The following is a 21,099-nucleotide window of genomic DNA, read 5'->3' as shown; positions in this document are numbered from 1 at the left end:
TCTGGGTAGAATTTATTAAGGAGACCCGGATATGGCCAAAAAGATTGTTGGCTACATTAAATTACAAATTCCTGCGGGGAAGGCAAATCCATCCCCACCAGTTGGTCCAGCATTGGGTCAACGTGGTTTGAATATTATGCAATTCTGTAAAGAGTTCAATGCTGCGACTCAAAATCTTGAACCAGGAATGCCAATTCCTGTTGTGATTACTGCATACGCAGACCGTACATTCAGCTTTATTACAAAAACACCACCTAATACTTATTTCTTGTTAAAAGCTGCTAAAGTATCAAAAGGTGCTCAAGTTATTGGTAAAGGTGCGACTGTTGGTACAGTGAAAATGAGCCAATTGCGTGAAATCGCTGCTGAAAAAATGAAAGACATGAATGCGAATGATGTTGATGGTGCCGTTCGTATGTTGGTTGGTTCAGCACGCTCAATGGGCTTGAAAGTAGAGGAGTCTTAAGACATGGCTAAAAATAAACGTCTTGCTGCGGCTCATGCTACTTTAGAACGTCATAAAGTTTATTCTTTACAAGAAGCGATTGCTCTTGTTCTTGGTAATGCTAAAGCTAAATTTGATGAGACTATTGAAATTGCGATTAACCTGGGCGTAGATCCTCGTTATGCAGATCAAATGGTTCGTGGATTAATGTCTCTTCCTCATGGGACAGGTAAAACATTGCGCGTTGGTGTGTTTGCTCGTGGCGAAAAAGCTGAAGAAGCAAAAGCAGCAGGTGCTGATGTGGTTGGCGATGAAGATCTCGCTGAAAAAATCCAAGCTGGTCAAATCGATTTTGATCGTTGTATTGCAACCCCTGACATGATGGCATTGGTTGGTCGTTTAGGTAAAGTGCTTGGTCCACGTGGATTGATGCCAAACCCTAAACTGGGAACTGTGACAATGGATGTTAAGGGGGCAGTAGGTGCTGCTAAATCTGGACAAGTAGAATACCGCGCTGAAAAAGGTGGTGTTGTGCATGCTGGTATTGGTAAAGCATCTTTTACAGCAACCAATCTTGTAGAAAATATCCGTGCATTTGTTGATGCAGTGCAAAAAGCACGTCCAACAGGTGTAAAAGGTACTTATATGAAGAAAATTTATCTTTCTTCAACTATGGGGCCTGGGATTGAAATTGATATTGCTAGCGTTAACGCTGGTTAATATAAAGTAGAGTTATCATTGACTTGTATTTTGCAAGTCAATGCATATATAGGGTAGGATATCTTACCCTACACCTGTCCAAGACCGTGCGTAATTTTATTTTAAAAGTTATTGTAACTGCGAACGGGAGGCGGGGCTGGTATGTATGGATTTTTAAAATCTGTTTATGTGCTAGTGTAACCGTTTAGGACAGGCGAACCGGATTATATTTGTATAGATATAATCTAAATGGTAACCTGAACAGTCAATGATTGACTGATCAAAATGGAGACGGGATTTGGACCGCACGGAAAAACAAGCTTTTGTTGCTTCCATGGTATCTGTTTTCGCAAATACATCAATGCTTGTTGTTACACGTAACAAAGGGTTGGATGTGGCTGCTGTTACAGATTTGCGTCGTCGTATGCGCGCTGCTGGTGCAACTTATAAAGTTGGAAAAAACCGCTTGGTCACCCTTGCTGCTAAAGGTACCCCATTCGAAGGTATTACCCCATTGTTAACTGGTCCGACTGCTCTTGCATGGGCACAAGATCCAGTTGCAGTTGCAAAGGTAGCCGTCGAGTTCGCCAAAACCAATGATAAACTTGAAATCCTTGGTGGTAATTTAGATGGGCAGATGCTTGATGTAAATCAAGTTAAAGCTCTGGCTGAATTGCCATCCTTGGATGTATTGCGTGCACAATTGGTTGGACTTATTTCCACACCTGCTACACGTATTGCTGGTGTTGTTCAAGCTCCTGCTGGACAGTTGGCACGGGTTTTTGGCGCTTATGCGGACAAAGGTGAAGCGGCTTAATAAGATTAAGCTTTTATTAATTTGCTAAATTGTTAGTAAATTTGTATTAAACACTTATATTAGTATATAAATAGGATAGATATCATGGCTGATTTAGCTAAAATTGTTGACGAATTATCTGCATTGACTGTTTTGGAAGCTGCAGAACTTTCTAAAATGTTAGAAGAAAAATGGGGCGTTTCCGCTGCTGCTCCTGTTGCAGTAGCTGCTGCTGCTCCTGCTGCTGGGGGTGCTGCTGCTGAAGAAAAAACAGAATTTGACGTAATTCTTGCTAAATCTGGTGACAAAAAAATTAACGTCATTAAAGAGGTCCGCGCGATCACAGGTCTTGGTTTAAAAGAAGCTAAAGATCTTGTTGAAGGTGCGCCACAAACTCTTAAAGAGGGTGTGAATAAAGATGAAGCAGAAAAAATTAAGAAGACCCTTGAAGAACAAGGTGCTACTGTCGAATTTAAATAATGCTATGGATCAAACGCTTATAGGGTTGTCTTTATATCGTTGGATTTAGGATTATGGTAGGGCGGAACCCAAGGTTTGGGTGTCCGCCTACTTGGTCGTTAAAGAGAATTTTTTGACGACGTGAATAAAATATGTTTCCCTAGGTTTTAGGGGTAGGCGTAACTCTTTGGTTGAGAGTTATATTTTAGTTATCATTAGCCGATTATTTGTTTTATAAATGATGAGTAGTAACAAATATATCTGGCAACAAGCGATGGGGCACAATACACGATGAACGCGGTAAGCAAATCGTTCACGGGACGCAAGCGCATTCGCAAAAATTTTGGACGGATTCCAGAAATCGCACCAATGCCAAATCTTATTGATGTGCAAAGGGCGAGTTATGAGGCTTTCTTACAGCGCGATGTAAAGCCAGAGAATCGTTCCTTAATGGGGTTGGAGGAAGTATTTCGTTCGATTTTTCCAATCAATGATTTTGCGGGTAACGGTCGTCTCGAATTTGTAAATTACGAATTTGAAGAACCGAAATATGATGTTGAGGAATGCCTTCAGCGTGGATTGACCTATGCGGCGCCTTTGAGAGTCGTTCTTCGTTTGATTGTTTGGGACATTGACGAAGATACAGGTTCACGTTCTATCCGCGATATTAAAGAGCAACCCGTATATATGGGTGACATGCCTTTAATGACGGAAAATGGTACCTTTATTGTAAATGGTACGGAACGCGTTATTGTATCACAAATGCACCGTAGTCCAGGTGTATTTTTTGACCATGATGGTGGTAAGACGCATTCTTCTGGTAAGTTTTTATTTACAGCCAGAATTATTCCTTATCGTGGTTCATGGTTGGATTTTGAATTTGATAGTAAAGATTTAATTTACGTTCGTATTGATCGTAAAAGAAAATTCCCTGTTACCACATTATTATATGCGCTAGAAGGCGCAAACTCTATTGCGTTGCGTGATGCTAAAGCAACAGAGGGTGGAGATGTGGATTCTATTCCAGTGCGTGGAATGGATGATGATGAAATTCTTTCTTATTTTTATAATACTGTAACATTTAAAAAAAATGATGGTGGTTGGTCACGTTCGTTTGAACCCGATGCTTTCCGTAATATGAAGTTGTTGGCTCCATTGGTTGATGCTGATACAGGTGAAGTGGTTGCAGATGTTAATGTTAAATTAACTGCTCGTACTGTAAGAAAAATCGCTGAAAAGACAAAAAGTGTCTTAGTTCGTAGAGAAGAATTATTGGGGCGCTATTTTGCTCATGATTTAGTTAATGAAAATACGGGTGAGATATATGCTGAGGCCGGCGAAGAGCTGACAGAAGCAACATTGGATCGCTTTGAAGAATTAGGGTTGGATGAAATTCCAACTTTAGCTATTGATAACGTTACAGGACCTTGGATCAGAAATACATTAATTACTGATAAGAACACTTCCAGAGATGATGCGTTGGTTGATATCTATCGTGTCATGCGTCCTGGCGAACCACCAACAGCTGAAACTGCAGAATCTTTATTGCGTGGTTTGTTCTTTGATTATGACCGTTATGACTTGTCTGCGGTTGGTCGTGTAAAAATGAATATTCGTTTGGGTGTTCCAGGCGATGATACGATGCGTACTTTACGTAAGGTGGACATTCTTCGTACTATTAAAATCATGTGCGAATTAAAAGATGGTCACGGCAGTGTTGATGATATTGATAACTTAGGCAATCGTCGTGTACGTTCTGTGGGTGAGTTGATGGAAAATCAATATCGCCTTGGATTATTAAGAATGGAACGTGCTATTCGTGAACGTATGGGGTCAGTGGATATTGATACTGTCATGCCTCATGATTTGATTAATGCAAAGCCAGCTGTTGCTGCGGTTAGAGAATTCTTTGGTTCTTCTCAGTTGTCACAATTTATGGATCAAACGAACCCATTATCTGAAGTGACTCATAAGCGTCGTTTATCGGCTTTGGGACCAGGCGGTTTGACACGTGAACGTGCAGGGTTTGAAGTCCGTGACGTTCATCCGACGCATTATGGTCGTATTTGTCCTATTGAAACGCCTGAAGGTCCGAATATTGGGTTGATTAACTCTTTATCTACTTATGCAAAAGTGAATAAATATGGGTTTATTGAAACCCCTTATCGCTTGGTTCAAGATGGTAAGTTGCAGGATGGATGGAAATATCTATCTGCAATGGAAGAAGATAAGCTTGTTGTTGCTCAGGCCGATGCAAAGCAAGATGCCGACGGTAATTTAACAGATGAGTTGGTTTCTGTTCGTAATAGTGGGGACTTCCAGTTAGTCAGACCTGAAGATGTAACGGCTTGTGACGTTTCTCCAAAACAATTGGTGTCTGTTGCTGCGGCGCTTATTCCATTTTTGGAAAACGATGATGCGAACCGTGCATTGATGGGTTCAAACATGCAACGTCAGGCTGTGCCTTTGATCAGATCTGATGCGCCTTTGGTTGGAACAGGCATGGAAGCAGCGGTTGCGCGTGATTCAGGTGCGACGATTGTTGCTAAACGTGGTGGTGTTGTTGATCAAATTGATGGTGCGCGTATCGTTGTGCGTGCAACGGATGAAAATGGTTCAACGCAAGGCGTTGATATTTATCGCTTACGTAAATATACACGATCAAATCAATCAACCTGTATTAACCAGCGTCCGCTTGTATATGTTGGTGATCAAATTCAGGCTGGTGATATCATTGCTGATGGTCCATCAACAGAGCTTGGTGAATTGGCACTTGGTCGCAACGTATTGGTCGCGTTTATGCCTTGGAATGGGTATAACTTCGAAGATTCAATCTTGATTTCTGAACGGATTGCTCGTGATGACGTCTTTACTTCAATTCATATTGAAGAATTTGAAGTCATGGCTCGTGATACCAAATTAGGTCAAGAAGAAATTACACGTGATATTCCAAATGTTGGAGAAGAAGCACTTCGCAACTTGGATGAAGCAGGTATCGTATATATTGGTGCAGAAGTTAACCCTGGTGATATTTTAGTGGGTAAAATTACGCCTAAGGGTGAAAGCCCAATGACACCAGAAGAAAAATTACTTCGTTCGATTTTCGGTGAAAAAGCTTCTGATGTTCGTGATACCTCGTTAAAACTGCCTCCTGGAACCAGTGGTACGATTGTTGATGTTCGTGTATTCTCTCGTCGTGGTATCGATAAAGATGAACGTGCGATGGCGATTGAACGTGCAGAAATTGAACGTTTGAGTAAAGATCGTGATGATGAACTTGCTATTCAAGAACGCTCTTTCTACAATCGTTTAAGAGAAAACTTGTTGGATCAAACTGCTGGCGTTGGTTTCAAAGGGATTCCATCAGGAACAATGTTGACGCTTGATGTTTTGTCAGAACACCCTAAAGGAGCTTGGCGTAATATTGTCGTTGCTGATGATGCGGTAATGGCGAATATTGAAGCAGTAAAACGTGATTTCGATCGTGAAGTTGCTGGTGTTCAAGCACGTTTCAACAATAAGGTTGACAAATTACAACGTGGTGATGAGCTTCCTCCTGGTGTAATGAAGATGGTTAAAGTCTTTATCGCGGTTAAACGTAAATTACAACCTGGGGATAAGATGGCGGGTCGTCATGGTAACAAGGGGGTTGTATCCCGTGTTGTTCCAGTCGAAGATATGCCATTTCTTGAAGATGGAACCTCAGTTGATCTTGTATTGAATCCATTGGGTGTGCCTTCTCGTATGAACGTTGGACAGATTCTTGAAACACATTTAGGTTGGGCTTGTGCTAATATTGGTAAGCAAGTCAGTCAAGTGGTTGATGAGTATGTTCGTCAAGGTGAGAAAAAGCAGGAACTTTTAGATCGTCTTAAAACAATTTATGGTGAAAAAACTTACCAAGAAAAAATTGTTGATCTTGATGATAATGAGCTGGTTGAATTCTGTAATGATATTCGCAAGGGCGTGTCCATTATGACCCCTGTGTTTGATGGTGCAAGTATTCCTGATATTGAAGGAATGTTGACCCAAGCAGGATTGAATCCATCTGGACAAAGCACGTTGATTGATGGTCGCACGGGTGAAGTTTTTGAACGCCCTGTTACTGTTGGTTATATTTACATGCTGAAATTGCATCATTTGGTTGATGATAAGATCCATGCTCGTTCTATTGGTCCATATTCGTTGGTCACACAACAACCATTGGGTGGTAAAGCCCAATTTGGTGGTCAGCGTTTCGGGGAAATGGAAGTTTGGGCATTGGAAGCATATGGTGCCGCATATACGTTACAAGAGATGTTAACAGTTAAGTCTGATGACGTTTCTGGTAGAACGAAAGTATATGAAGCGATTGTTAAAGACCAAGATGACTTTGAAGCAGGTATTCCAGAAAGCTTTAACGTATTGATTAAAGAACTGAAATCGCTCGGTTTGAATGTTGAACTGGAACAAAACGCTGAATAAGCGAATTGATTTGGTTTGTAAGTATTTTTTTATATGAAGGGCTGTTTATGATGGCTCTTCAATCCCCCAAAGGGTTTATGGCGAATGAATGAACTTATGAAAATTCTTGGTCAATCAGGCCAAGCAATGACGTTTGATCAAATTAAAATTCAATTAGCCTCGTCTGAGCAAATACGGTCATGGTCTTATGGTGAAGTAAAAAAACCAGAGACCATTAACTATCGTACATTTAAACCAGAACGAGACGGACTATTCTGTGCCCGTATTTTCGGGCCGATTAAAGATTATGAATGTTTGTGCGGCAAATATAAACGGATGAAATTCCGTGGTATTGTCTGTGAAAAATGCGGTGTTGAGGTTACTCTTGCTAAAGTACGTCGTGAACGTATGGGGCATATTGAACTAGCAAGCCCTGTTGCACATATTTGGTTTTTGAAATCTTTACCAAGTCGCATCGGTCTGATGGTTGATATGACTTTAAAAGATTTGGAACGGGTGCTTTATTTTGAAAATTATGTTGTTTTAGAATCTGGAACCTCTCCATTAAAGCAATATAGCTTGCTTTCAGAAGAACAATATCTTGATGCCATGGATGAGTATGGGCATGAAGGTGTTGAAATCAGCATCGGTGCAGAAGCTGTTAAGAAAATCTTGATTAATATCGATTGTGATGTTGATAAAGTTGATTTGCGTGCCGAACTCAAAGAAACAACTTCAGAAGTAAAACGTAAAAAGCTAGTTAAACGTTTGAAGCTTGTTGAAGCTTTCTCTGAAAGTGGTTGTCGTCCAGAATGGATGATTATGGATGTTGTTCCAGTCATTCCACCTGAACTCCGTCCATTGGTACCTCTGGATGGTGGTCGTTTTGCGACTTCTGATTTGAACGATTTATATCGTCGTGTAATCAACCGTAATAATCGTTTAAAACGTTTGATGGAACTTCGTGCGCCAGATATTATTGTGCGTAACGAAAAACGTATGTTGCAAGAATCTGTTGATGCCTTATTTGATAACGGACGTAGAGGGCGTGCAATTACAGGTGCAAATAAACGTCCATTGAAATCCTTGGCAGATATGCTTAAGGGGAAACAAGGTCGTTTTCGTCAGAACTTGCTTGGTAAACGTGTTGATTACTCTGGTCGTTCCGTTATTGTGGTTGGACCTGAATTAAAACTACATCAATGTGGTTTACCAAAGAAAATGGCCTTAGAGCTATTTAAACCATTTATTTATTCTAAACTTGAAAAATATGGACATGCAACAACCATTAAAGCTGCAAAGCGTATGGTTGAAAAAGAACGTCCAGAAGTTTGGGATATTATCGAAGAAGTTATTCGTGAGCATCCAGTGATGTTGAACCGTGCGCCGACATTGCACCGTTTGGGTATTCAAGCTTTCGAACCTGTATTGGTTGAAGGTAAGGCTATTCAATTACATCCATTGGTTTGTACAGCATTTAACGCTGACTTTGACGGTGACCAAATGGCTGTGCACGTGCCTTTGAGCTTAGAAGCACAATTAGAAGCACGCGTCTTAATGATGTCCACCAACAATATTTTAAGCCCTGCAAGTGGTAAGCCGATTATTGTGCCTTCACAAGATATTGTGTTGGGTCTGTATTATTTGAGTTTAGATGTTCCTGAATTTAAACTAACGCCAGATCAAGCAGAATATGATGCAGAAGGGCGTTTGGTTAAAGAAGGTGCTCCTGTATTTGCAAATATCGGTGAGATAGAGCATGCTTTATCTGCTAAAGCGATTAAATTGCATGATAAAATACGCACCAGATATGAAACCAAAGATGCAGAAGGTAATTCCGTTACACAACGTGTGATTACCACTGCTGGTCGTATGTTGATTTCTCAGATTTTACCGAAACATCCTGCGATCAATTTTGAGTTGATTAACCAACAATTAACTAAGAAATCTATTTCTGACATTATTGACATGGTTTATCGTCATTGTGGTCAAAAAGAATGCGTAATTTTTGCTGATCGTATGATGGGGCTTGGTTTTGCCTATGCTGCTAAAGCAGGGATTTCCTTCGGTAAAGATGATATGATTATTCCTGATGCTAAACAGGAATTGGTTGCGAAAACAACAGAAGAAGTGAAAGAGTTTGAACAACAATATCAAGATGGGTTGATTACTGCCGGCGAACGCTACAACAAAGTTGTTGATGCTTGGTCACGTTGTACTGATGAAGTTCAGGCAGCGATGATGAAAGAGATTTCACGTGTAGAACCTGGTCAACGTATTAACTCAGTGTGGATGATGAGCCATTCTGGGGCTCGTGGGTCACCGGCTCAGATGAAACAGCTTGCTGGTATGCGTGGTTTGATGGCAAAGCCTTCTGGTGAAATTATCGAACAACCTATTATTGCAAACTTTAAGGAAGGTTTGTCTGTTCTAGATTACTTTACGTCTACTCATGGTGCACGTAAAGGTCTTGCAGATACAGCTTTAAAAACTGCAAACTCTGGCTATTTGACACGTCGTTTGGTGGATGTGGCACAAGATTGTATTATTATCGATCAAGATTGTGAAACAGAACGTGGTTTGACGGTGCGTGCGGTTATGGATGGTGGTGAAGTGATTTCATCTCTGTCAGAACGTATTTTAGGACGTACTTTGGCTGCAGATGTTCTAGATCCAGCATCTGGTAAAATCTTGTATCCTCGTAATACATTAGTAGAAGAATCCGAAGCTGAAGTTATCGAACAAGCTGGTGTTGAAAGTGTGATGATTCGCTCTGTCTTGACTTGTGATAGTCAAGTTGGGGTTTGTGCATATTGTTATGGACGTGATCTTTCTCGTGGTACGCCTGTGAATATCGGTGAGGCTGTTGGTGTTATTGCGGCTCAATCAATTGGCGAGCCTGGAACTCAGCTAACCATGCGTACATTCCATATTGGTGGTGCAGCTCAAAGAGGGGCAGAGCAATCAATGGTGGAAGCTTCACGTGATGGTAGTATTAAAATCTTAAACTTGAATGTGGTTCAAAACAGTCAAGGGTTTGATATAGTGATGTCCAGAAACTGTGAAATCGTATTGTTGGATGAGAACAAAGTAGAGCGTGCTCGTTACCGTATTCCTTATGGTGCAAGGTTACTTGTTAAAAATGCAGCTAAGGTTACACGTAATCAGAAAATGGCAGAGTGGGATCCATATACCCTTCCAATTATTACTGAAAAATCAGGAACGATTGAGTATCAAGATTTGATAGACGGTATTACCTTGGTTGAGCGTATGGATGAAGTTACGGGTTTATCTTCTAAAGTGGTGGTGGATTACAAACAAACCAGTAAATCTCGTGATTTGAGACCAAGACTCCAATTGAAAGATTCAAATGGAGAGGTCATGAAACTTGCTAATGGCAATGATGCACGTTACTTCTTATCACCAGATTCTTTGTTATCTGTTGAAAATGGTGTTGATGTTAATGCTGGTGACGTACTAGCACGTATTCCACGTGAAGGCTCAAAAACTCGTGATATTACAGGGGGCTTGCCTCGTGTTGCAGAGTTATTTGAAGCACGTCGTCCAAAAGATCATGCGATTATTGCAGAGAATGATGGTATTGTTGAATTTGGTAAGGACTATAAAGCCAAACGCCGTATTGTTGTTCGCAATGAAGAAACTGGTGAAGAAACAGAATATTTAATTCCAAAAGGAAAACATATTTCTGTTCAAGAAGGTGACTTTGTTCGCCGTGGCGATCCGTTAGTCGATGGTCCACGTGTTCCTCATGATATTTTAAAAGTTCTGGGTGTTGAAGCTCTTTCAGACTATTTGATTGATGAGATTCAGAGTGTTTATCGCCTCCAAGGGGTAAAAATAAACGATAAGCATATTGAAGTTATTGTTCGTCAAATGTTGCAAAAAGTTGAAATTACTGATCCAGGTGATACGACTTATTTAGTTGGTGAAACCATTGATCGTCTTGAGTTTGAACAAGAAAATATCAAGTGTATGAATGCAAATGAGCGTCCAGCTGTGGCATCTCCAGTGCTTCAAGGGATCACCAAAGCTGCGTTACAAACAAAATCCTTTATCTCTGCGGCATCGTTCCAAGAAACAACCCGTGTATTAACCGAAGCAGCATCTGCTGGTAAAGTTGATACTTTAATGGGATTAAAGGAAAATGTGATCGTTGGTCGCTTGGTTCCAGCGGGAACTGGTAGTGTGATGAATCGCTTTAGAGCATTAGCTTATTCTCGTGATAAGCAAAGATTGGCTGATGCTCGGATACAAATTCAGTCTAAAGATTCTTTAGATACGAATATTGCACAAGAAAATGAAATAGAGGACGTGACAGAAGCTGTGAAATAGGCTATAAGAGAACGATTCTATTAATTTCATGTTGATCGGGTAGGGGATTGCCTATCCGATCAATTTAAAATACGGGTTATTTTCGTCTTTTGGTGGAAATAAAATGCTTTGTTTCTGGCAAAGTCTTTAAGTTTTGTATTTAAAGGTAGATATTTTTACCTTGCAAGATTTAGGATTTGGTGGTAAATAAAGCATCATTGTTCGTTGAATTAAATGCATTTTTATAAAATAAAGTTCAAAGAAATCCTTTGCATTTTTTTATATTAGATGTATTCAGTAAGAAGTATCTAGGATTTAATTAGATACAAGAGTGTTGTAAATGACCGTTAAGTCAATAGTTTTAAAATTGCTTAACCTAGAAATAGTAAGGATCGGGAAAGGCGAATGCCGACCATTAACCAATTAATCGCTAAAGGCCGCGAACCTGCTGCCAAGCGCAATAAGGTTCCTGCTTTGCAGGGATGTCCGCAAAAACGAGGGGTATGTACTCGTGTTTATACAACAACACCAAAGAAGCCGAACTCAGCATTGCGTAAAGTTGCAAAGGTACGTCTGACAAATGGTTACGAGGTGGTGAGTTATATTCCTGGTGAAGGTCATAACTTGCAAGAACATAGTGTGGTCTTGATACGCGGAGGTCGTGTTAAAGATTTGCCAGGTGTACGTTATCATATTTTACGTGGTGTCCTGGATACACAAGGTATTGCAAAGCGACGTCAACGTCGTTCTTTGTATGGTGCTAAACGTCCAAAATAAGAGGAATAATAGGCATGAGTCGCCGACACCGCGCAGTAAAGCGTGAGATACTTCCCGATCCAAAATTTGGTGATGTAGTCATCACGCGTTTCATGAATGCGTTGATGTATGATGGAAAGAAGTCTGTCGCTGAAAAAATCGTTTACGGAGCATTGGAAACATTACGTGCCCGTGGTGGTGCAGAAGCAGATCCAGTACGTTTGTTTCATGAAGCTTTAGATAACGTAAAGCCAGCTGTTGAAGTTCGTTCTCGCCGTGTAGGTGGTGCAACTTATCAGGTGCCTGTAGAAGTTCGTGCAGATCGACGTCAGGCGTTGGCTATTCGTTGGTTGATTGATTCGTCTCGTAAACGTGGTGAAAACACCATGGAAGAAAGACTGTCTAACGAACTGTTGGATGCAGTGAATAATCGTGGATCTGCTGTGAAAAAGCGTGAAGATACACATCGTATGGCTGAAGCAAATAAAGCGTTCAGTCATTATCGCTGGTAAGTAAACTAAGTTTAGGTTAAGCTTTTAACCGAAAATCTTGGGCTGTCCAAGTAACGGAGAGAGAAAATGGCAAAGGCTAAATTTGAGCGGAATAAACCGCACTGTAATATTGGTACCATTGGTCACGTTGATCATGGTAAAACTTCATTAACGGCTGCTATTACAAAAGTATTGGCAGAAGTTGGTGGTGCAGAATTTACTGCATATGATATGATTGATAAAGCACCTGAAGAACGTGCTCGTGGTATTACCATTTCAACAGCTCACGTTGAATATCAAACTGAAAAACGTCACTATGCTCACGTTGACTGTCCAGGTCACGCTGACTATGTTAAAAACATGATTACCGGTGCTGCACAGATGGATGGTGCTATTCTTGTTGTGTCTGCAGCAGATGGTCCAATGCCACAAACTCGTGAACACATTTTGTTGGCACGCCAAGTTGGTGTTCCTGCATTGGTTGTATTCATGAATAAATGTGACCAAGTTGACGATCCAGAACTTCTTGAATTGGTTGAAATGGAAATCCGTGAACTTCTTTCTTCATATGATTTCCCTGGTGATGATATCCCCATTATTAAAGGATCTGCACTAGTAGCCCTTGAAGATGGTGATGTAGAATTAGGCAAAAACCGCGTTCTTGATCTGATGGCAGCTGTTGACGAATATATTCCTCAACCAGAACGTCCAGTTGATCGTCCATTCTTGATGCCAATTGAAGATGTTTTCTCAATTTCTGGTCGTGGTACGGTTGTTACAGGTCGTGTTGAACGTGGTGAAGTAAATGTTGGTGAAGAAGTTGAGATTGTAGGTATTCGTCCTACAACTAAAACAACTGTTACTGGCGTTGAAATGTTCCGTAAACTTCTTGATCGTGGGGAAGCTGGGGATAATATTGGTGCGCTTCTTCGTGGAACAAAACGTGAAGATGTTGAACGTGGTCAAGTTCTTTCTAAGCCAGGTGCAATTAAACCTCATAGCAAGTTCAAAGCTGAGGCTTATATTCTTACGAAAGAAGAAGGTGGGCGTCATACTCCATTCTTTACAAATTATCGTCCACAATTCTACTTCCGTACAACTGACGTAACAGGTGTTGTGCATTTACCAGAAGGTATTGAAATGGTAATGCCTGGCGATAATGCTGCAATGGATATTGAATTGATTGCACCAATTGCTATGGATGAAGGTCTACGCTTCGCTATTCGTGAAGGTGGACGTACTGTTGGAGCTGGTGTGGTTGCTGAAATCACAGAGTAATTTTTAGCTCTTAAGTTTGGATTCTCAGTCAGTTTCCTGGCTGGGAATCTTGTTGCTATATAGGGTCGGCTTTTTAGATCCGTTATTATGATTAGGCAAATAGAAAATGGAAAGCCAAAATATCCGTATTCGCCTGAAAGCTTACGATTACAGAGTGCTTGACAACAGCACCAAAGAAATTGTAAATACAGCGAAGCGTACGGGGGCGCAGGTAAGAGGACCCATTCCTTTACCAACGCATATTGAACGGTTTACAGTTAACCGTTCTCCTCATATCGATAAGAAGAGTCGTGAACAGTTCGAAATTAGAACTCATCGACGTTTGTTAGATATTGTTGAGCCTAACCCGCAGACCGTGGATGCTCTCATGAAACTTGACCTCGCCGCTGGCGTGGATGTCGAGATAAAGCTATAAGGTCCAGACGATGCGTACAGGATTGATCGCAAAAAAGTTGGGGATGACCCGACTATTCAAAGAGGACGGCACACATGTGCCAGTCACTGTATTGCACTTAGATGAAGTGCAAGTAGTAGATACTCGTACACAAGACCGTGACGGTTATACAGCTGTTCAGTTAGGGATTGGTAAAGCTAAGGTTAAGAATGTTAGCCAACCAAACCGTGGTCACTTTGCACGAGTAAAAGTTGAGCCAAAACAGAAGCTTGTTGAATTTAGAGTTTCTGAAGATGCATTGCTTGAATCAGGATCAGCATTGACTGCTGCACATTTTGTGGCTGGTCAAAAAGTTGACGTAACTGGAACCAGTAAAGGTAAAGGTTTTGCTGGTGCGATGAAACGTTGGAATTTCCGTGGTTTGGAAGCAACCCATGGTGTTTCAGTTAGTCACCGTTCACATGGTTCTACAGGTAATCGTCAAGATCCTGGTAAAACTTTTAAAAATAAGAAGATGGCAGGGCATTTGGGTGATGAAAGAGTTACCACTCAAAATTTAGAAGTCGCTGCTGTAGATGTTGAGAAAAATTTGATCATGATAAAAGGTTCAGTGCCTGGTGCAAAGAATGGCTTTGTCCTCGTACGTGATGCGATCAAGAAAGCCCGTCATGCGGATGCACCATTTCCTGCTGCATTAGCAACGGTAGCAGAGAAAGGTTGAGGGAAATGGATGTAGAAATCAAAACCCTCGATAATGGAAGTGCTGGTAATATCACTCTTCCTGCTGAGTTGTTTGAAGTTCAACCTCGTGCAGATATTATGGCGAGAGTGGTTCATTGGCAGCTTGCAAAACGTCGTGCTGGTACGCACAAAGCTAAGGGACGTAGTGAAGTTTCAGGCACAACCAAAAAACCATTTCGTCAAAAAGGTACAGGTAATGCACGTCAAGGTTCCTTGCGTGGTCCACATTTCCGTACTGGTGGTGTTGTTCATGGTCCAGTCGTTCGTAGTCATGGGTATAGCCTTCCTAAGCAAGTCAGAAGACTTGGGCTAATTTCTGCTTTGTCTCAGAAATTATCAGAAGGTAAGTTGGTGATTATCGACCAAGCTAATGGTGTTGCTAAAACTGCCGAATTGGCTGCAAAATTAAAAGTTTTGGGTTGGAATTCTGCGTTGATCGTAGATACAGCCGTTGATGAAAATTTTGGTCACGCAGTAAGAAATATTCACTCTGTAGATATTCTTCCTACGATTGGTGCGAACGTTTATGATATTTTAAATCATGATGTTTTGGCAATTACTCGTGCTGCAGTTGATGGGTTAAAGGAGCGCTTAGTATGACAAATATTCTAGCTCTTCGTCGCAAAGCAGAAACAATGTCTCGCGAAGCGATGTTTAATATCATTCGTGCGCCTTTGATTACTGAAAAAGCAACTATGTTAACCGAAAAAAATCAGGTTGCTTTCAAAGTGGCTCCAAACGCAACTAAAACACAAATTAAAGTTGCAATCGAAACTCTATTTGATGTGAAAGTTTTGGGTGTCAATACTCTTGTATTAAAGGGTAAAACTAAAAGATTTAAAGGTCGTTTAGGGCGTCGTTCTGATATTAAAAAAGCGTTTGTTCAGCTTGCTGAAGGTCAATCAATTGATTTGACCACAAAGCTGTCTTAAACGTAAGGTAGGAATTAATGGCATTAAAGCATTTTAATCCAGTTACTCCAAGTCTTCGTGGAACGATTTTAATTGATCGTAAGGAGCTTTGGAAAGGAAAGCCAGTTAAAACTCTTACTGAAGGTAAGAACAAAACTGGTGGTCGTAATAACAATGGTCGTATTACCTCTCGTTTTATTGGTGGTGGTCATAAACAATCTTATCGTTACGTAGATTTTAAACGTCGTAAGTTTGATATGCCTGCAACTGTTGAACGTTTAGAATATGATCCAAATCGCACAGCCTTCATTGCTTTAATTAAGTATGAAGATGGTGAGTTGTCTTATATTTTAGCTCCACAACGTTTGAAAGTTGGAGATGTTGTTGTTGCTGGTCAACGTGTAGACGTGAAACCTGGTAACGCAATGCCTTTGGCTGCTATTCCTGTTGGAACTATTGTGCATAACATTGAACTTAAAGAAGGTGCTGGTGGTAAACTGGTTCGCTCTGCTGGAACATATGCACAATTAGTTGGTAAAGACGCTGGTTACGCACAAATCAAATTACAATCTAATGAATTGCGTTTGGTTCGTGGTGAATGTATGGCAACTGTTGGCGCAGTATCTAATCCAGATAATATGAACCAACATTTTGGTAAAGCTGGTCGTACTCGTTGGAAAGGACGTCGTCCTCATAACCGTGGTGTTGTGATGAACCCTGTTGACCATCCACATGGTGGTGGTGAAGGTCGTACTTCAGGTGGTCGTCATCCAGTTACTCCTTGGGGTAAACCAACAAAAGGCTATAAAACTAGAGTCAACAAACGTACGGATAGCTTGATCATCCGGCGTCGTAAGACAGGTAAATAAAGGGGCGAATAAAAGATGGCAAGATCCGTCTGGAAAGGCCCGTTTGTAGACGGGTATTTATTAAAAAAAGCTGAGGCAGCTCGTGCTTCTGGTCGTAATGATGTGATTAAAATTTGGTCACGCCGTTCAACCATTTTACCACAATTTGTTGGTTTGGTTTTCGGTGTGTATAATGGTCACAAGTTTTTGCCAGTGCAAGTAAGTGAAAATATGGTAGGTCATAAATTCGGTGAATTTTCTCCTACACGTACTTACAATGGGCATGCTGCAGATAAGAAAGCAAAGCGGGGCTAGTTATGAGTAAACCAAAGCATCCACGTGCACTTTCTGAAAACGAAGCTCAAGCAGTAGGTCGTAATATCAGAACAAGTCCGCGTAAATTGAATTTAGTTGCAGGTTTGATTCGTAACGAACCTGTGTCTCAAGCATTAGCGAAGTTAACTTTTTCAAAGCGAAGAATTGCTCAACAAGTAAAAACAATACTTGAAAGTGCTATTGCAAATGCTGAGAATAACCATCAGCTTGATGTTGACCGTTTGGTTGTATCTAGAGCTGAAGTTGGTAAAGCTATGGTTATGCGTCGTTTTCATGCAAGAGGTCGTGGACGTTCAGCACAAATTGAAAAATTCTTTAGTCACATAAAGATCGTAGTTGCAGAACGTGATGACAACGATGAAGGAAAGGCAGCATAATAATGGGTCAAAAAGTTAATCCAATTGGTTTGCGTCTAGGTATTAACCGTACTTGGGATAGTCGTTGGTATGCAGACCAAGATTATACGAGATTGTTATTTGAAGATTTCAAACTTCGTGACTTTTTACGTAAAAAATTGGCTGGTGCGGGTGTTTCACGTGTTGTTATCGAACGTCCAGCTAAGAAACCTCGTGTTACCATTTATGCTGCACGTCCTGGTATTGTTATCGGTAAAAAAGGTCAAGATATTGACGGTTTGCGTAAAGAATTGGCAACAATGGCAAATGCAGATGTTGCATTAAACATCGTTGAAATTCGTAAACCTGAAATTGATGCAACTCTTGTTGCTGAAAATATTGCACAACAGTTAGAAAGACGTGTTGCTTTCCGTCGTGCGATGAAGCGTGCTGTTCAGTCAGCAATGCGTTTAGGTGCACAAGGTATTCGTATCAATTGTAGTGGTCGTTTAGGTGGTGCTGAAATTGCTCGTGTAGAATGGTATCGTGAAGGACGTGTGCCTTTGCATACATTAAGAGCAGATATTGATTACGGTGTTGCAGCAGCACAAACAACTTACGGTAAGTGTGGTGTGAAAGTTTGGATCTTTAAGGGCGAAATTATGGCTCATGATCCATTAGCACAAGATCGCCGTGCTGCTGATCAAGTTCCACAACGGTAATTGATTTTTTGGAGTTTAATAGTTATAAAAGACTATTACAACGCATGAGGATATTAAATAATGCTATCTCCGCGGCGGACTAAATTCCGCAAAGCTCATAAAGGTCGTATCCATGGTAATGCGAAGGGTGGGACAGAGTTGAATTTTGGTACTTATGGTCTAAAAGCTCTGCAACCTGAACGTATTACTGCGCGTCAAATTGAAGCTTCACGTCGTGCGATCACTCGTGCTATGAAGCGTATGGGGCGTGTATGGATTCGCGTATTTCCTGACCTTCCTGTGTCAAGTAAACCTGCTGAAGTTCGTATGGGATCTGGTAAAGGATCTCCTGAATTTTGGGTTGCTCGTGTTAAACCTGGTCGTATTTTGTTTGAGATCGAAGGTGTTTCACCTGAGATTGCTAAAGAAGCATTGACACTTGGCGCAGCTAAGTTGCCAATTAAAACAAAATTCATAACCCGCATAGGGGAGGCTTAAGAATGGCAAAGGCATATAAGCCAGCTGATCTGCGCGCCAAAACCATTGATGAATTAAAAACGTTATTAGTTGATCTACGACGTGAACAATTCAACTTACGTTTTCAACGTGCGACAGGTCAAAATGAGGGTGTCAGCCGTGTTGGTGTGATTCGTCGTGATATTGCACGTATCAAAACCATCATGGGTGAATTAAACAAAAACGCCGTGGGTGCAGTTGCATCCACCAGCAAGTCCTAAGGAGTTCGTGGGCAATGCCAAGGCGCGTTCTGACTGGTCGGGTGACAAGCGATAAGATGGACAAAACAGTAACTGTACTGGTTGTTCGTCGTGTTATGCATCCGCTTTATAAAAAATTCATTCGTCGTTCAAAAAAATATGCGGCGCACGATGAATTAAATGAATGTAAAATTGGGGATATGGTTCGTATTATTGAATCTCCTCCAATTTCTAAAAGAAAATCATGGGCTGTGATTACTCGTAATGGTGCTCCTCTTGAGGCAGCAACATCAGTATCCAGCGTAAAAGTTTAAGGGGGGCTTAAGACATGATCCATCCCGAGACCAACCTTACCGTGGCTGATAATTCAGGCGCAAGAGAGGTGCAGTGCATTAAGGTGCTGGGCGGTTCAAAGCGGAAAACCGCTTCGGTCGGCGACGTGATTGTCGTATCTGTCAAAGAGGCTATTCCTCGTGGCAAGGTAAAGAAAGGTGAAGTTCATCAGGCTGTAATCGTACGTACGAGTTATCCTGTACGTCGTGCTGATGGCACATCTATTCGTTTTGATAAGAATGCAGCTGTGTTAATTAATAAACAAAGTGAACCTATTGGGACGCGTATATTTGGACCTGTGGTCAGAGAATTGCGTGCTCGTAAGTTTATGAAAATTATCTCCCTAGCTCCGGAGGTTCTATAATGGCTGCACGCATTAAAAAAGGTGATCAAGTTATCGTGATTACCGGACCTTATAAAGGGGTCAAAGGTGAAGTTCTTTCTGTTAATCCAACAGAAGATAAAGCCGTTGTTCGTGGTGTTGCTGTTGCAAAGCACCATAAGAAACCAAGCCGTATGGGTGAGCAAGGTGGAATTATTGAACGTGAAAAACCTGTTCATTTGTCTAATCTGAAGCTCGTTGATCCACAATCTGGAAAACCAACGCGTGTTGGTTTTAGAGTTCTGGAAGATGGTCGTAAAGTTCGTATTGCCAAAGCTACTGGCGAAGTGATTGAAAGTTAGGAGAGAGAGGAATGTCAGAAAATATTCAAACGGCATCTGAAGCTCGCCTTTATACACTTTATAAAAACGAGCTGCGTAAAAATTTACGTGAACAGTTTTCATATAAAAATGATATGGAAATTCCACGCCTTGAAAAAATTGTTTTAAACATGGGTGTTGGCGAAGCTGTTGGCGACCAAAAGAAATTAGATAACGCAACAGAAGAAATGACCTTGATTGCGGGTCAAAAAGCGGTTAAAACATTAAGCAAGAAAGCTATTGCTGGTTTCAAAATACGTGCTGGCTTGCCAATTGGTTGTAAAGTTACATTGCGCAGTCGTCGTATGTATGAGTTTTTAGACCGCTTGGTAACAATTGCTTTGCCTCGTGTGCGTGACTTTAGAGGTCTACCTGCGAACAAAGGCTTTGATGGCAATGGTAACTTTGCAATGGGTTTGAAGGAACAAATCGTATTTCCTGAAATCGTTTATGATAAAGTAGACGATGTTCGTGGTATGGATATCATTTTTGTAACTTCTGCTAAAACAAACGAAGAAGCAAAAGCTTTATTAAAAGCATTTTCCTTACCTTTCGTTGGGTAAGATTGTTTCTTTTCGCTGCAAGGTAATTTTATGTTACCTTGCAAATCTGTTTATTTTTGGAAAACGGTCGATTTTTTCGACAAGTTCCGGAGGGTAAAATAAAACATGGCAAAAACTTCCGCCATCTACCGCAATGCGAAGCGTGCTAGTATGTCTGCACGTGATAAAGAAAAACGTATTGCATTGAAAAATATTGTAATGGATAGAGCGTTGCCTGTTGAAGATCGTTTTGATGCTTCTTTGAAATTGGCACAATTGCCTCGTAATGGATCTCGCGTGAGAGTACGTTTGCGTTGTAAATTGACAGGACGTTCTCGTGGTAATTATCGTAAATTCGAGCTATGCCGTATTGCATTGCGTGAACTAGCATCTACTGGGCAGATTCCCGGTATGGTTAAGTCAAGTTGGTAAGGGGCTGTAGATGTCATTATCTGATCCATTAGGTGATATGCTCACCCGTATTCGTAATGCGCAATCTGCTCGTCATACATTTTGTGTAGCCCCTGCTTCTAACTTAAGATCGAATGTTTTAGAAGCGTTAAAACGTGAAGGTTATATTCGCGGCTATAAAAAAGAAGAGTTGCGTAAAGGTGTTTGCCAGCTTCGTATTGAATTAAAATATTCTGATGGCGAACCTGTTATTAAAGAAATTCAAAGAGTTTCTAAGCCTGGTCGTCGCGTATATTCAAAGATCAAAGAACTACCACGTGTTTATGCAGGTCTTGGTGTATCTATTCTTTCAACACCTTGTGGTGTTTTATCTGATGTTGAAGCGCGCGCTGCTAATGTTGGTGGCGAAGTTCTTTGTCGTGTATTCTAA

At 41.0% G+C, this 21,099-nt stretch carries 25 protein-coding genes; all 25 read left to right on the top strand.

All coding sequences use genetic code 11. The features are described 5' to 3' along the window. The first annotated feature begins 31 nt into the window (after positions 1 to 31). The 25 genes from rplK to rpsH all read left to right on the top strand — a co-directional run bounded on the left by rplK (position 32) and on the right by rpsH (position 21,099). Complete coding sequence (gene rplK / locus QJV33_RS03920; RefSeq protein ID WP_271789353.1) at positions 32 to 466, top strand: 50S ribosomal protein L11; 435 nt, start codon at positions 32 to 34, stop codon at positions 464 to 466. A gap of 3 nt (positions 467 to 469) precedes the next feature. Beyond that, on the top strand, positions 470 to 1,165 hold the full coding sequence (rplA, locus tag QJV33_RS03915; RefSeq protein ID WP_281462090.1) for a 50S ribosomal protein L1: 696 nt from the start codon (positions 470 to 472) through the stop codon (positions 1,163 to 1,165). Between the two features lie 277 nt (positions 1,166 to 1,442). Next, entirely contained in the window at positions 1,443 to 1,961 is a 519-nt protein-coding gene (gene rplJ / locus QJV33_RS03910) for a 50S ribosomal protein L10 (RefSeq protein WP_281462089.1), read from the top strand. 84 nt (positions 1,962 to 2,045) lie between these two features. Next, positions 2,046 to 2,420, top strand: coding sequence for a 50S ribosomal protein L7/L12 (gene rplL, locus QJV33_RS03905; RefSeq protein WP_281462088.1), 375 nt, complete (start codon positions 2,046 to 2,048; stop codon positions 2,418 to 2,420). A 270-nt stretch (positions 2,421 to 2,690) separates the two neighbouring features. After that, positions 2,691 to 6,863 carry a DNA-directed RNA polymerase subunit beta gene (rpoB, locus tag QJV33_RS03900; protein WP_281462087.1) on the top strand — a complete coding sequence of 1,391 codons (4,173 nt, stop codon included), beginning with the start codon at positions 2,691 to 2,693 and terminating at the stop codon, positions 6,861 to 6,863. Positions 6,864 to 6,947: 84 nt separating this feature from the next. After that, positions 6,948 to 11,195 carry a DNA-directed RNA polymerase subunit beta' gene (gene rpoC, locus QJV33_RS03895; protein WP_281462086.1) on the top strand — a complete coding sequence of 1,416 codons (4,248 nt, stop codon included), beginning with the start codon at positions 6,948 to 6,950 and terminating at the stop codon, positions 11,193 to 11,195. Between the two features lie 384 nt (positions 11,196 to 11,579). Continuing rightward, complete coding sequence (gene rpsL / locus QJV33_RS03890) at positions 11,580 to 11,951, top strand: 30S ribosomal protein S12 (protein ID WP_003621118.1); 372 nt, start codon at positions 11,580 to 11,582, stop codon at positions 11,949 to 11,951. Between the two features lie 14 nt (positions 11,952 to 11,965). Beyond that, entirely contained in the window at positions 11,966 to 12,442 is a 477-nt protein-coding gene (gene rpsG, locus QJV33_RS03885) for a 30S ribosomal protein S7 (protein WP_271789347.1), read from the top strand. A gap of 66 nt (positions 12,443 to 12,508) precedes the next feature. Next, positions 12,509 to 13,699 (top strand): elongation factor Tu, encoded by a 1,191-nt coding sequence (tuf, locus tag QJV33_RS03880; protein ID WP_281462085.1) that lies wholly within the window; start codon positions 12,509 to 12,511, stop codon positions 13,697 to 13,699. Positions 13,700 to 13,805: 106 nt separating this feature from the next. After that, positions 13,806 to 14,114: a 30S ribosomal protein S10 gene (rpsJ, locus tag QJV33_RS03875; protein ID WP_040363643.1), complete on the top strand. Its 309-nt coding sequence runs from the start codon at positions 13,806 to 13,808 to the stop codon at positions 14,112 to 14,114. Positions 14,115 to 14,124: 10 nt separating this feature from the next. After that, positions 14,125 to 14,814 (top strand): 50S ribosomal protein L3, encoded by a 690-nt coding sequence (rplC, locus tag QJV33_RS03870; RefSeq protein ID WP_034335758.1) that lies wholly within the window; start codon positions 14,125 to 14,127, stop codon positions 14,812 to 14,814. 5 nt (positions 14,815 to 14,819) lie between these two features. Then, the gene (gene rplD / locus QJV33_RS03865) at positions 14,820 to 15,434 is read left to right on the top strand and encodes a 50S ribosomal protein L4 (RefSeq protein WP_281462084.1); all 615 of its coding nucleotides are present in this window, start codon (positions 14,820 to 14,822) and stop codon (positions 15,432 to 15,434) included. A 35-nt stretch (positions 15,435 to 15,469) separates the two neighbouring features. Then, positions 15,470 to 15,766 (top strand): 50S ribosomal protein L23, encoded by a 297-nt coding sequence (locus QJV33_RS03860; RefSeq protein WP_281463382.1) that lies wholly within the window; start codon positions 15,470 to 15,472, stop codon positions 15,764 to 15,766. 17 nt (positions 15,767 to 15,783) lie between these two features. After that, entirely contained in the window at positions 15,784 to 16,614 is an 831-nt protein-coding gene (rplB, locus tag QJV33_RS03855) for a 50S ribosomal protein L2 (protein WP_281462083.1), read from the top strand. Between the two features lie 15 nt (positions 16,615 to 16,629). Then, on the top strand, positions 16,630 to 16,908 hold the full coding sequence (gene rpsS, locus QJV33_RS03850) for a 30S ribosomal protein S19 (RefSeq protein ID WP_271827483.1): 279 nt from the start codon (positions 16,630 to 16,632) through the stop codon (positions 16,906 to 16,908). Positions 16,909 to 16,910: 2 nt separating this feature from the next. Beyond that, positions 16,911 to 17,306, top strand: coding sequence for a 50S ribosomal protein L22 (gene rplV, locus QJV33_RS03845; RefSeq protein WP_281462082.1), 396 nt, complete (start codon positions 16,911 to 16,913; stop codon positions 17,304 to 17,306). A 2-nt stretch (positions 17,307 to 17,308) separates the two neighbouring features. Beyond that, positions 17,309 to 17,986: a 30S ribosomal protein S3 gene (gene rpsC, locus QJV33_RS03840; RefSeq protein ID WP_281462081.1), complete on the top strand. Its 678-nt coding sequence runs from the start codon at positions 17,309 to 17,311 to the stop codon at positions 17,984 to 17,986. A 60-nt stretch (positions 17,987 to 18,046) separates the two neighbouring features. Further along, positions 18,047 to 18,463 (top strand): 50S ribosomal protein L16, encoded by a 417-nt coding sequence (rplP, locus tag QJV33_RS03835; protein WP_008853162.1) that lies wholly within the window; start codon positions 18,047 to 18,049, stop codon positions 18,461 to 18,463. 2 nt (positions 18,464 to 18,465) lie between these two features. Then, a complete protein-coding gene (rpmC, locus tag QJV33_RS03830) occupies positions 18,466 to 18,702 on the top strand; it encodes a 50S ribosomal protein L29 (RefSeq protein ID WP_281462080.1) in 237 nt (78 codons plus the stop codon). A gap of 14 nt (positions 18,703 to 18,716) precedes the next feature. After that, on the top strand, positions 18,717 to 18,995 hold the full coding sequence (rpsQ, locus tag QJV33_RS03825; RefSeq protein ID WP_281462079.1) for a 30S ribosomal protein S17: 279 nt from the start codon (positions 18,717 to 18,719) through the stop codon (positions 18,993 to 18,995). A gap of 14 nt (positions 18,996 to 19,009) precedes the next feature. Further along, positions 19,010 to 19,378 carry a 50S ribosomal protein L14 gene (rplN, locus tag QJV33_RS03820; protein WP_034335786.1) on the top strand — a complete coding sequence of 123 codons (369 nt, stop codon included), beginning with the start codon at positions 19,010 to 19,012 and terminating at the stop codon, positions 19,376 to 19,378. Then, complete coding sequence (gene rplX, locus QJV33_RS03815; protein ID WP_281462078.1) at positions 19,378 to 19,698, top strand: 50S ribosomal protein L24; 321 nt, start codon at positions 19,378 to 19,380, stop codon at positions 19,696 to 19,698. Before rplN ends, rplX begins: the two co-directional genes overlap by 1 nt. 11 nt (positions 19,699 to 19,709) lie before the next feature. Next, positions 19,710 to 20,279 (top strand): 50S ribosomal protein L5, encoded by a 570-nt coding sequence (gene rplE, locus QJV33_RS03810; protein ID WP_281462077.1) that lies wholly within the window; start codon positions 19,710 to 19,712, stop codon positions 20,277 to 20,279. Between the two features lie 105 nt (positions 20,280 to 20,384). After that, a complete protein-coding gene (gene rpsN, locus QJV33_RS03805) occupies positions 20,385 to 20,690 on the top strand; it encodes a 30S ribosomal protein S14 (protein WP_271789335.1) in 306 nt (101 codons plus the stop codon). A 10-nt stretch (positions 20,691 to 20,700) separates the two neighbouring features. Beyond that, on the top strand, positions 20,701 to 21,099 hold the full coding sequence (rpsH, locus tag QJV33_RS03800) for a 30S ribosomal protein S8 (protein WP_281462076.1): 399 nt from the start codon (positions 20,701 to 20,703) through the stop codon (positions 21,097 to 21,099).

Origin of the sequence: Commensalibacter nepenthis (assembly GCF_029953305.1) — a bacterium.
Lineage (GTDB): Bacteria > Pseudomonadota > Alphaproteobacteria > Acetobacterales > Acetobacteraceae > Commensalibacter > Commensalibacter nepenthis.
Note: the sequence above shows the minus strand (reverse complement) of the source record. Positions and strands in the feature narration are given on the sequence as shown.